The organism is Bacteroidota bacterium, assembly GCA_040388375.1.
Taxonomy (GTDB): Bacteria; Bacteroidota; Bacteroidia; order UKL13-3; family UKL13-3; genus JAAFJM01.
In genome coordinates this window covers 39,532-51,305 of record JAZKBU010000018.1, presented here as the reverse complement: position 1 = coordinate 51,305, position 11,774 = coordinate 39,532, and the positions used below count along the sequence as shown (strand labels likewise).

Annotated in this window: 16 protein-coding genes; 7 read left to right on the top strand and 9 right to left on the bottom strand. The window is 35.6% G+C overall.

The window, feature by feature from the left end:
• From V4538_16720 to V4538_16710, 3 genes are all read left to right on the top strand, one after another.
• Nucleotides 1-1,514: gliding motility-associated C-terminal domain-containing protein (locus tag V4538_16720; GenBank protein ID MES2382695.1), on the top strand; the 1,514-nt coding region annotated here is incomplete at its 5' end.
• Nucleotides 1,515-1,649: 135 nt separating this feature from the next.
• Nucleotides 1,650-2,273 carry an outer membrane beta-barrel protein gene (locus tag V4538_16715; protein MES2382694.1) on the top strand — a complete coding sequence of 208 codons (624 nt, stop codon included), beginning with the start codon at nt 1,650-1,652 and terminating at the stop codon, nt 2,271-2,273.
• Nucleotides 2,270-2,623 carry an MmcQ/YjbR family DNA-binding protein gene (locus V4538_16710; GenBank protein MES2382693.1) on the top strand — a complete coding sequence of 118 codons (354 nt, stop codon included), beginning with the start codon at nt 2,270-2,272 and terminating at the stop codon, nt 2,621-2,623. The genes V4538_16715 and V4538_16710 overlap by 4 nt, the downstream gene beginning before the upstream one ends.
• Before the next feature lie 5 nt (nt 2,624-2,628).
• On the opposite strand, the gene V4538_16705 is transcribed toward V4538_16710, so the two are convergent.
• Nucleotides 2,629-3,117, bottom strand: coding sequence for a cytidine deaminase (locus tag V4538_16705; protein ID MES2382692.1), 489 nt, complete (start codon nt 3,115-3,117; stop codon nt 2,629-2,631).
• 105 nt (nt 3,118-3,222) lie between these two features.
• Between V4538_16705 and V4538_16700 the strand changes: the two genes are divergently transcribed.
• Together V4538_16700 and msrB are read left to right on the top strand one after the other, a co-directional pair.
• A complete protein-coding gene (locus V4538_16700; GenBank protein MES2382691.1) occupies nt 3,223-3,990 on the top strand; it encodes a TatD family hydrolase in 768 nt (255 codons plus the stop codon).
• Between the two features lie 211 nt (nt 3,991-4,201).
• Entirely contained in the window at nt 4,202-4,765 is a 564-nt protein-coding gene (gene msrB / locus V4538_16695; protein MES2382690.1) for a peptide-methionine (R)-S-oxide reductase MsrB, read from the top strand.
• A 48-nt stretch (nt 4,766-4,813) separates the two neighbouring features.
• Here the strand turns inward: msrB and V4538_16690 are convergent, their stop codons facing one another.
• Nucleotides 4,814-5,461: an RNA-binding domain-containing protein gene (locus tag V4538_16690; GenBank protein ID MES2382689.1), complete on the bottom strand. Its 648-nt coding sequence runs from the start codon at nt 5,459-5,461 to the stop codon at nt 4,814-4,816.
• A gap of 234 nt (nt 5,462-5,695) precedes the next feature.
• Between V4538_16690 and V4538_16685 the strand changes: the two genes are divergently transcribed.
• Nucleotides 5,696-5,980 carry a hypothetical protein gene (locus tag V4538_16685; protein ID MES2382688.1) on the top strand — a complete coding sequence of 95 codons (285 nt, stop codon included), beginning with the start codon at nt 5,696-5,698 and terminating at the stop codon, nt 5,978-5,980.
• Nucleotides 5,981-6,064: 84 nt separating this feature from the next.
• Here the strand turns inward: V4538_16685 and V4538_16680 are convergent, their stop codons facing one another.
• Nucleotides 6,065-6,406, bottom strand: a complete 342-nt coding sequence (locus tag V4538_16680; protein ID MES2382687.1) for an MGMT family protein — start codon at nt 6,404-6,406, stop codon at nt 6,065-6,067.
• A 24-nt stretch (nt 6,407-6,430) separates the two neighbouring features.
• The gene (locus V4538_16675) at nt 6,431-7,588 is read right to left on the bottom strand and encodes a formimidoylglutamase (GenBank protein MES2382686.1); all 1,158 of its coding nucleotides are present in this window, start codon (nt 7,586-7,588) and stop codon (nt 6,431-6,433) included.
• Nucleotides 7,589-7,703: 115 nt separating this feature from the next.
• On the opposite strand from V4538_16675, the gene V4538_16670 reads away from it, so the two are divergent.
• On the top strand, nt 7,704-8,735 hold the full coding sequence (locus tag V4538_16670) for an NAD-dependent epimerase/dehydratase family protein (protein MES2382685.1): 1,032 nt from the start codon (nt 7,704-7,706) through the stop codon (nt 8,733-8,735).
• Between the two features lie 11 nt (nt 8,736-8,746).
• On the opposite strand, the gene V4538_16665 is transcribed toward V4538_16670, so the two are convergent.
• The 5 genes from V4538_16665 to V4538_16645 form a co-directional block, all read right to left on the bottom strand.
• Nucleotides 8,747-9,469, bottom strand: a complete 723-nt coding sequence (locus tag V4538_16665; GenBank protein ID MES2382684.1) for an FkbM family methyltransferase — start codon at nt 9,467-9,469, stop codon at nt 8,747-8,749.
• Nucleotides 9,470-9,567: 98 nt separating this feature from the next.
• Entirely contained in the window at nt 9,568-9,924 is a 357-nt protein-coding gene (locus tag V4538_16660; GenBank protein ID MES2382683.1) for a cupin domain-containing protein, read from the bottom strand.
• On the bottom strand, nt 9,908-10,516 hold the full coding sequence (locus tag V4538_16655; GenBank protein MES2382682.1) for a GNAT family protein: 609 nt from the start codon (nt 10,514-10,516) through the stop codon (nt 9,908-9,910). Before V4538_16655 ends, V4538_16660 begins: the two co-directional genes overlap by 17 nt.
• 1 nt (nt 10,517) lies before the next feature.
• Nucleotides 10,518-11,288 (bottom strand): class I SAM-dependent methyltransferase, encoded by a 771-nt coding sequence (locus V4538_16650; GenBank protein ID MES2382681.1) that lies wholly within the window; start codon nt 11,286-11,288, stop codon nt 10,518-10,520.
• Nucleotide 11,289: 1 nt separating this feature from the next.
• Nucleotides 11,290-11,754 (bottom strand): GNAT family N-acetyltransferase, encoded by a 465-nt coding sequence (locus tag V4538_16645; protein ID MES2382680.1) that lies wholly within the window; start codon nt 11,752-11,754, stop codon nt 11,290-11,292.
• Nucleotides 11,755-11,774: the final 20 nt, after the last annotated feature.

Genomic DNA, 11,774 nt, shown 5'->3' with positions numbered 1-11,774 from the left:
CAGCCGATACGACCAATCTGACGGTAAAAGGATTACCTACAGTAGATATAGTAACGGCTAACATCAAGGACAGTGCAGTATGTTTAACACGAGATTCATTACGATTGGTATTAACCCCAAATCCGTTGTTTTTAAGTTCAGGCTCAGATTCCATGTCATTGACAGGTGGAGGAGCGGGTTTAACAGCAGATTATGGCAGAGATGGTGGTATGTTCAGGTTTGTAGGCAACAGCTTACAAGAGCAGGTATACAAGCTACAGTATTACTATAGAACACCAGAAGGTTGTTCAGGTAAAGATAGTTTCAATGTACGCATCCAGTATCCACCAAAAGTAAACTTAGGGCCTGATGCGGCAGCATGTGAATATGGAGCAGAGTTTACTATCAATGTGGTAGACCCACCATCAAAATTCTCAAGTCATCCATATGGGTTGGCATGGGAAGTAGTTAACCAGTCAGGTACTATAGTAAAACAGACCAATGATTCATTGATATACAGAGCATCGCAGACCGAGATCAACAATGGATTGGTACAGGTGAGAGTGGTAACGACAGATCCTAAAGGAATCAATTTATGTCCTATACCCGGAGCCGATACCGCGATATTCACTATTTACAAGAAACCAGTAGCTGACTTTAGTGGTATAGACAGTGGATGTGTAAGAACCCATGCACCATTTACTTCGTTGAATGTAAACTATACGGCAGTACCATCAGGTGTACCGGGCAGTAATTATATATGGTTTGTAAATGATTTTGTTGTGCCTGTGCTTGATGCAGTAGATCAAGTGAACTTCAGTACTTCGTTTGCTACACCGGGCAGTTACAAAACCAAATTAGTGGTGGTTAACAAAACGACCACTTGTAGTGATACCTCAGATATAAAAACATCAACAGCATGGTTAACTCCGGTAGCTGATTTTGAACCCAATAAATACACTACCACAGTGGCAAAACCATCTTTTATTTTCTATAACCGTTCTCAACCTGATACTGATAATATTTACTGGTGGAATTTTGGTATAGACCCATTGACAGGCTTGCCAAGAACATCGACAGAGGCAAATCCAACAGAAAAATCATTTGCATCAGATACCGGTAAAATAGCTGTTAAACTGAGAGTGACTAGTGTGAAAGGATGTGTAGATTCGGTAACTAAATATGTAGAAATAGAACCAGATATTACAGTTTTTATCCCGAATGTATTCTGGCCAAAAACAGATGGTAAGGGAGGAAGTAATGTAGATTGTCAGGGAGGTAATCCGGTACCGGGTATACCATGTAACAGTCAGTTTTATGTACAGGCGAGAGGCTTTGAGACGATAGATATTTATGTTTATAACCGTTGGGGTAAGCTGGTGTTTCAAACAAAAGATATAAAACAAGGCTGGAACGGTATAGACCAGAAAACGGGAGGTGAGTGTCAGCAGGATGCTTACGTGTACCAGATATTTGCAACCAGTTTTGCTGGTAAAAAATACCAGTACAGTGGCTCTCTTACTTTAATGAGGTAATCAAAAACAGAGAACAACTCTAAAAACAAAAAGATGCCCGTTACTACAACGGGCATCTTTTGTTTAAGCTATTGAGAAGTAATTTTTTTAATAAATAAATTCATTGTTAATTTGTTTTATAATAGCATACATACAATGAATAAAATTACATTACTACTATTGTTTTTGGTTTGTTTCTCTGTTTCAAAAGCACAGGAATTTGCATTGGGAGCAAAGGTGGGTTTAACAAGCACACAAGTAATAGGATCGGATTTTAAAAGCTTTAGCTCGCCCGATAATTACAATGGTTTTTTACTAGGGGCTTATACCCGAATAGGTTTAGTTAGTTTTTTTATACAACCTGAAATTTTATTTCGTAACCTAAACTTTAGTGTAGCCAATAACAATAATTCCAGTGCTTCCAATAAGTTAAGCTATATAGATGTACCCGTATTGTTTGGTAAAAAAATATTAAAATTAGTAAGGGTATCAGCGGGACCTAATTTTCAATTTTTAGTTGATAAGGATGTAACCATAAGTAATGCCTCCGGTACGGTAGACCCACTAAAAGAAGGCGATTTTAAAAATTTTGTTTTGGGCGCACAAGCGGGCTTAGGTGTTGATGTTTGGAAACTAAGCTTTGATGTAAGATACGATTTTAGTCTGACTCAGATAGGTGCAGCAGCTCAACTGGCTAATAACAGCAACTCGGTTGATTTTAGCACCAGGGCTTCTATGTTACAGTTTTCAATAGGATACAGATTTATAAAATTACCATGAACATAGAACAGTTAAGAGAATATTGTATTGATAAAAAAGGAGTAGAAGAAACCTTTCCTTTTGATAACGATACTTTGGTATTTAAGGTAATGGGTAAAATGTTTGCCTTAACATCATTAAGTAATCCGGTAAGTGTTAATTTAAAATGCGATCCTGAGAAGGCAATTGAATGGAGAGCTTCATACGGTGCGGTTAAGCCGGGCTTCCATATGAATAAACAACATTGGAATACAGTAACGTTTAACGAGGATGTAAGCGATAAAATAATATTACAAATGGTTGATGATTCTTACCAATTAATAGTACAGTCGCTTACCAAAAAACTACAGCAGGAGTTAAGTAATTTATAACTGAATTATCCGCCTAATTCCTGAATATAAAATTGAAAAGGCAAAAAGTTTTTGGTGCCATTGGCCACATAAATAGAGCCGGTATTACCTTGTAAAATAATTTTAATAGGCTCTTTAAAACGCAACTCAAATTCACTGATACTTTGTAAACAGGCGCCACAAGGCATAACGGGTTCAGTTACTTCGTACCCGGTTGCAAAAGCTGTTACAGCCATTGCTTTTATAGCTACATCAGGATAGTTTGAACCTGCATGGAATATAGCAACACGCTCAGCACATAACCCTGAAGGATAAGCAATATTTTCCTGGTTATTACCTAAAATAATTTCATTGTTAGCCAGCAGTAAGGCACAGCCTACATTAAATTTAGAGTATGGAGCATAGGCGTTTTTACTGGCTTCTTTGGCTTTTGCTAAAAGTAATTGGTCTGATTCACTTAATTCATTAACGGTATTAAACTTTTCTAATATTGATTCGCGTGTTAATAATTCCATAGTCAATTATATGATTTATTTTGTGGTAATAAAAATGAAGAAACATTTTTACAGACTATTGAACATAGCATATAAATAGTAGTTTTGCCCATTATTACAGAAAGCATGATTTTTACCGATACACATACCCATTTATACTCAGAGGAGTTTGGAACCGATAAGATACAACTGATAGAAAAAGCAATAAAAAACAATGTAACAAGGCTGTTTATGCCCAATATAGATTTACATAGCATTCAGCCTATGTTAGATTTGGTATGGCAGTTTCCCGATAATTGTTTTCCCATGATGGGCTTGCATCCATGCTCGGTTGATGCCAATGTGGAAGCACAATTGTTTCAAATTCAAAAGTGGTTTAAAAAGCGTCAATTTTATGCTGTTGGTGAAATAGGTCTTGATTTTTACTGGAGCACAGAGTTTAAAGAACAACAGATAAGTGCCTTTACTAAACAATGCCAGTGGGCTATTCAATACGATTTGCCAATTAATATACACTCGCGTAATGCTACCGATGAAGTAATAGCCATATTACAACAAATGCAGCACCCGAAATTGAGGGGCATTTTTCATTGCTTTAGTGGCAATGCAGAACAAGCCAAACAAATAACAGCATTGGGTTTTTATTTAGGAATAGGAGGGGTATTAACCTTTAAAAATGCAGGTTTAGATAAAGCCATAGCCGATATAGACTTGAAAAATTTGGTATTAGAAACAGATGCCCCTTATTTAGCTCCAGTACCACATAGGGGCAAACGCAACGAAAGTTTTTATATAATTGAAGTAGCCAAAAAACTGGCCGAATTAAAGCAGGTAAGCCTGCAAAAAGTAGCCGATATAACCACCGAAAACAGTAAGCTTGTTTATGGTATTTAAGCGTTGTTAAAACAAATATTTATAATGGGTGTTTTATCAATAAGAGTGTTGTGTTAAAATAACGTTTGGATAAAAGGATTATAAGTAATTTAACAGAATTGTCAGCCGGGTGGCATTTGGAGCCTAATCCAATATACAATGAATTGCGTATATGTGTTAGTTCGCAGGAACAAAATAAGTATCACATTTCAATTAAAAACACTTTAGCGACATGATGTATTTCAATTATCAAAACAAATTAAAAAGAGAGACTAACTTATTACTACTAATCAGCTCGGTTATTTGCCTGTTGGCATTTACCTCGTGCAAGTATAATTCGGGCAATCAATCAACAACAAGCGTATCACAAAATATTAAAACAACTATGGATAACAAGGATAGCATACAGGTAAACAAAACCGATTCAGAATGGAAAGCACAGTTAACGCCTGAGCAGTATTATGTATTGCGCCAAAAAGGAACGGAAAGGCCTTTTACCAGCAAATGGGAAGAGCATTACGATGGCGGAACATATACTTGTGTAGCTTGCGGAAACGAGCTTTTTAAAAGCGATAGCAAGTTTGATGCAGGTTGTGGCTGGCCAAGCTTTTTTGAAGCATTAGACAGCACTAAAATAACAACAGCCATTGACAGTACACACGGCATGAAAAGAGTAGAAATAATGTGTGCTAAATGTGGCGGCCACTTAGGTCATGTATTTGATGATGGACCTAAACCAACAGGTTTGCGCTATTGTGTAAACGGTGCTGCTTTAGATTTTTTAAAGAAGAAATAGAGAAATGTTAAAACAAAAAAGCCCGGTTTTATACCGGGCTTTTTTGTTTTAACTCAATGTGAAAAATTCTGTTTTTTCGGTGGTATGCGAACGCAAAATACCAGCACTTACCAGATTAATAATCATTTTTTGCGCACGCCATCTGCCTATATTTAAAAGTTTGCTTACTTCTTTTAAAGTTATTTTATTATGGCTTTCTAAGTACTTTAACAAGCCCTCTTCATGTTTACTATAAGCAATAAAGGTATTGGTATTATTGGTTTGTCGTTTCAATACATCCAACACTATTTTACTGGCCAATAAAGTTTTATCCGCTACACGTATATGTGCCCACCATTTGCCTTCTTCGTCTTTGGCATAGTATGGTTTATTATTGCCTTCGGGAATGATGCATTCAATAACTGTTTTGCCCCCAATTTCCCATTCAATAATTTGTATGTTTATTTCAGGCTTACAATAAAAGCCGGCTGCCAAATCAAGCATGTATTTTTCATCTTCGCTTCTTACACCTGAAATCATTTTATTATCGTTAACGCCCACCAATAAAGTACCGCCTTTATGGTTAGCAAAAGCAGCCATTGTCTTGGCTATTTTACTGGCCGATGAAATGGTTTTTTTAAAGTCAAGTTGCTCCCCTTCGCCTTTGCTTATTAATTGCAAAATATGCGGAAACGATATGTTATTATGGAAACTCAAGCGTAAGAATAAATGCTTACAATTATAATAAAATAGTCAATTTAATAAAAAGCAGAAAAGGCAAAAAAGTATTGCTTTAATTTTAATAATCAGGTTTAAAAAATGCAATTTTAATGATACATGATATTGATAATGAATAGTTTTATCAAAAAAATATAAACTTTTTATTTTTTGTATAGCTTTTTTACATGCAATTAATACATTTGTTATACAACCTGCTTAAGACATAAAATTATGATAGCTGATTTTGAAAAAATAGAAAAAGAGGAAATTGAACATTTGAAATTTCCAAGTGAAGAAATATTAAAAGACAAAGAGTTAATAAAGCAACGTGATCAGGATTTAAACAGGGCGCTGAGTTTAGGTAATTTAGAACATACCAAAATAAAAATTTACTTTGAAGACGATAGCGTAAGAAGATTGGTTGAAACAACCGTTTGGGGTGTTACCGATAAGATTGTAATTTTAAAACAAGGTGTTGTAATACCTACCAACCGAATTTACAAATTAGTTATTTAAAATAAATTTCTGCTGTATTTAGTATAACAACTATTGAAAGTATACAAGCTGTTTAGTTATTCAGCCTATTGTTACTTTTAATAGTTACATAGCAAGTGCTTCATTGGGATCCCAAAAGTGCTTTTTAAAGTTTTGTATTTTATCATCTACTATTACAAAACCTTCCGCTTCCAATAGTTTCTGCATCGTATCACCTCCAAAATGATGTTTGCCCGTTAGTAATCCGTTTCTGTTTACTACCCTGTGTGCAGGTACTTTGTGTAACAACAAATGACTTGAGTTCATAGCATAGCCAACCATACGGCTACTTTTGGCAGCACCCAAATAACGGGCTATTGCGCCATAGCTTGTAGCTTTGCCAAATGGAATTAGTTTTACTACTTCAAATACATTTTCAAAAAAAGTATACTTCGTTTTTTCGTCCATTTATTATTAGTTTCTGTTGCGGTATTAAATTAGTTTCTGGTAAGCTTTAATCCATCTGTCAGGTATTTCATCCGTCATGGCAATTTCATAATCACTATAACTACAAGGCACCATAAATGAACCCTTTTGATTACTTCTGTCTTTTGGATAAGGCACTTCCATCCACCACCTGTCAGTATATTTGTTTTTATAAAAATTTATTTCATAAGTACCTTGAATACTGGTATAGTAAATCATATAATCATTGCTATCAGCCGTAGGGTATTCATTTTTGCGTGCATAAAAGCCATCAATAAAATACCATAACATTTGAGCTGCCAATTGGCTGGTTAAATTGCTGATATCCTTAGCAGGGTTAATATTATAAATACCAAACGAGCTTATATCGTTGCTAATACCTGCATAACGTGCTATCTGGCAAGCATCCTCACCACTAAATCCGTTAGCCGATGGTAATACCTGGCCGGGTGCATCAGAGCCTTTTATGGTGTTCATGTTAAAGGCCATCATATCAGCGTTACGGCAAAGTGGTTCAATGTTTTGTATTTTACCTTTAAACAAACCCAAACGCATCATGTCAAAATTCATTCTTTCAAATGCATCGTAACTTTCAGGCTCTACAAAATAACTTTGGTGGCCAACATGGGCTACATTGAATAAATAGTTTTTCGGATGCGCTATAATGTTTGACAGGTAACCACTAGCCAATGGATTATCGTCAACCGTTTTCAACGCCACGCGAGCATCGGCTAATACCACATTCATATTGAAATGTGTTTGCTCATAAGCAGCGTATTGCTGGTATATAAAATCTTCGCTGGCCCCTATCAGTAAACAAACTATTTTTTGTTTTAAAAGCTCGCTTAATGTTTGCCTTACCGCAAAGTAAGTATCGGTGATAGTATTGCCCGCTTCAATATTGCCTAAGTCAATTATTTTTATGTCGTATCTTGGTTTTATTAACCGATAAAATTCCTTACGTATTTCATCCGCACTTTTACTGATTCCTTTGGTTGATTCATTCAGTCTTTCATCGCAAATGCCCACTATAGCCAATTGGTAATGTTGTAATGATTTATCAGCATTATGAAAAAAATCGGTATAGTGAAATAAACTGGTGGGACTACACTGTGTGCTTACTTCATCAAAAAAAGAGGATGATAGTGGTTTTAAAAATTCCATGTATGCTAAAGATTGGTTTGCGTGAAGCAGTTATAAAATGATTTTATTTTTTGCTTACTATTTGGGGCAAAACTCATTAATTTGTTGTGATATTAAATAAACATATCCACAAACAGTGATTTTAATTAGCGGATCGACAGGTTTTTTGGGGGCTCACGTGGCTTGCCATTTGCTGCAACACCAAAGAAAAATAAAATTAATTAAACGCAAAACAGCTTCATTGGCTGAATTTGATAAAATTTTTAATTACCATTTTAAGCATTTTGATACTAAAGCCAAAGATGCATTGTACGCAACCATTGTTTGGGCTGATGCTGATATATTGGATATGCCCTTGTTAGAGCAGGCCTTTAATGAAGTAACAGAAGTTTACCATTGTGCGGCCATGGTTAGTTTTGACCAGGCTGACAAAGAAAAGATGATGAAGACCAATGTAGAAGGTACTGCTAATATGGTTAACCTGGCCCTTATGTATAGTGTTAAAAAGTTCTGTTACATTAGTTCTATTGCGGCTATTGGCCGTAGTATTGATGGTGCCACCATTGATGAAAATTGTAAATGGGAAAACAATAAATTAAACTCCAATTACGCCATTAGCAAGTACAAAGCCGAAATGGAAGTATGGCGTGGCAAAGAAGAAGGATTGAATATTTGTATAGTTAACCCGGGTGTAATTTTAGGTTATGGCGATTTTACCAAAGGCTCTATTAACCTGTTTCAATCCGTTTATAAAGGTATGCCTTTGTACACACAAGGCGTAAATGGGTATGTAGATGTAGAGGATATAGCCAAAGTATGTTATACCTTAATGGAGCAAAATATTTTTGGTAGCCGATATATTTTATGTAGCGAAAGTGTAAGCATAAAACACTTATTTGATATGATGGCTGAAAACTTTGGTGTGAAAAAACCTGCTATACTGGTTAAGCCTTGGATGGGCGAAATAGCCTGGCGTTTGTTTGCTTTGGTACGAATGACAGGCATATCAAAATTTAATTTAACCAAAGAAACAGCAAGAGCTTCGCAAAAGAAATATTATTACAACAACACAAAAATTCGCGCAGCTATTGATTTTAACTTTGAAAAAGTGGAGCAAACAGTACGACAAGTTTGCACCTTATACCTAAATGATTTAGAAAACGGATAGCACGCTTTTAATTAAGCGTGTGCAATAAAATAATACTCTTTACTGTTGTTGAAGCAATCCGCGAACTCATCTGCCGTTAATGGTTTACCGTTATTGATAAACGATTTTAAAGTAGAAACCGAAAGCCCTATTTCATTCGTTATAAAAGCGAATATATAAGCCGGTTTAGTATCATAATAATCACTGGCACCCATGCCACATTCAAATACAACAACGGGCTTATCGCGTTTCAGTAATTCTCTGGCACCTTTTAGTACACCAAATTCTGCACCTTCTACATCTATTTTAACAAAATTTATCTTTAAATGATTCGGTATTAGTTCATCCAGTGTTTTAATTTCTACTTCTATTTCTTCAATATCAGGCTTGTCAGTATCGTAACGTCTTTTCTTTAAGCCGCTATAAGCAGGTGCATTTTTTACAAACTGAAAAGTTGATTTACCATTGGCATCAGCTAAAGCATACGGATAGATAGTAGCTTTATCAGCATACTTTTGTTTTAAGTTGTTATATAAACTGGGTATAGGTTCAAAACCAAAGTGTGTACCATTGGGTGCTAATTGTAAAATAGTATCTAAAATCTCCCCTTTATGGCAGCCCACATCAATACAATTACTGTAGGGTTGAATGACACGTTTCATAATGGCTTTGGTTAACCTGTCGTATTCTAAATTTTTGGTAAGGTCTAAGTGTAAAAAATTTAAAGTTAATCGTATGGCGTTTTTTATACTCATAATAGCGGTAGCAATTAATAGGTTTTTTGTCTATTAGTTAGGATCGCATATTACTCATTTTATTAAATTTTCTATGCACTATTTTGTATGTTTTTTGCTTAATGGGTTGGTGTTATGTTTACCCTATCCTTATCAGTTGCAGGTTGAGATATGACTAAAAACTCCAATTGTTCTGCTGTTTCATTGGCAATAAAGTGTTGTTCCTCTGGGGCTATTAATATACCTTGTTGTGCATGCGCCATTTCTTTTTCACCATTACAATAAAAAGTAGCAGTGCCTTTTAGTATATAAAAAAACTGTTGCGCATGCTTATGAAAGTGCAACACTTCCTTAGTATGTGGAGGCATGCTTTCCTGTTTTACCGATAACGTTTCCGTATTAACTAGGTTAATAGCATTACAGTTATCGCCCCAAGTATAACCGGGTGCAGTTTCTTTATCAATGATGCGGCTCATGTTGTTTGGCAAGTAATGATGTTAAATGCAGTTTTATCTGGCTCCATTCATGGTTTAGAATGCTGTAGTGTGCGGTACTTCTTATAATACCATTGTGCCTTATCATATCCTGGCGTAAAACACCTTCCAACTGAGCACCCAATTTTTCAATTGCCCTGCGTGAGCGTATATTGTTTGCATCCGTTTTTATAAGTACCCGAATAGCTTGTAGTTTTTCGAAACAGAATTGCAGCAATAGTAATTTACAGTGTAAGTTTACAGGCGTTCCCCAGTATTCAGGATGTATCCACGTAGCACCTATTTCCAGCTTTTTATGTTCAGCCTGAATATCCATTAAGCGTGTACTGCCAATAATTTTTTTATCAACTTTATGATATACCACAAAAGGAAATTGAGTGCCTTGTTCACGGTCAAGCAAGGTTTTGTTTAATACCGATAGTAATACATCCGTATTGGCACCATCAAACAAATAAAACTGCCATATTTTTTCTTCTTTGGAAAGAGCTATGAGCTCAGGGAAATGTTCCTTTTCAAGCGGTATTAAATCAATGATTTCACTGCTTAAAGAAGTTGGGTATTTTATCCAATGCATATTAATTCGTTTTTTGAATATACTTAATCCAGTTACCGTAGTGAATGGTTTTACAGGTATCGTTATGGGTGAAAAAAGCACTAAGTTCTTTATGTAACCATTCTTCTACTTCGTTGTAAGTAGTGTTGCCACTTTCTACTGTGGCTATAACATTGCTTTGCGTTGTGAAATAAAGTACCAGTTCACTCTTAGTAAAATCCACAGCATTGGTAAAATTACTTTCGTGTACCAATGCAAACTGCTTGTGTTGTAAATTCTCATTTGACCAATCATAACTTTCGTTTCGTTTGGGAGCAGGATATTTCTCCAGATAAGTAGTCAAATACCAATCCTTAAATCCATCCGTCAATTCCATGTCGGCTATAAAAAAGTTATCATATAATATAAGCCATGCATCGTCTTTTAACAAACGGTTGGCTTCATTTAAAAAAGCATCAATATTAAACCAATGCACACCCGAGCAAACCGTAATTAAGTCAAATATTTTGTTGTCGAAAGGTTGTTGTTCAGCAGCAGCCAATCGGTATCGGATAGCATCATTTTTTACTGCATTATTAAGCATATGTTCCGATGTGTCAGTTCCATATACATGTTCGGCTATAGTCAATAATGCTTTGGTTGAAAGCCCTGTTCCGCAAGCTATGTCAAGCGCTTTATTTATGCTGCGGGTAAGCTGTAAAAAATCTTTTACCTGCGCAATAGTGTTGTCGTGAAAATCAGGCCGACCTTTTGCATACCTTGCCGCAGCCGATTCAGGGTTAAAATAGTTCATGCTAATTTGTCCATTTAATTTTTACTGCCGATAATTTTTCTGCATCAATTCGTATATCAGGATGTGTAACAAAATTGTTTTTTAAATAAAAAGGCAAAGGCGATACATATTTTTCACCATTTAGTTTAAAATCCCTATCGTGGTCAATTACCCATCCGTTTAATATCGGTTCCTTTTCTTTCAGTTTATTTAATAACATACTGCCATACCCTTTTTGGTGAATGCTGCTGTCAAGAATAATGGCAAACCATCTTTCATCGTTACGTGTAAAAGCAAAAGCCCAGCCTGCTATGTTTTGTAACGCATCCACTAAAAAGAAATGATGAACCTGTTGCAAGCCCTCTAAATAAATAGTAAACTCAGCCATGTTATGATACCTTAATTTTACAGGGTACTCATTGTTCCAAAGCAGCAAAGCAGCATTTTGTTGGTCGGCAGATAATTCAGTTGTTTCTATTATTTCCATTTAGTTATCAGATAAAAAAT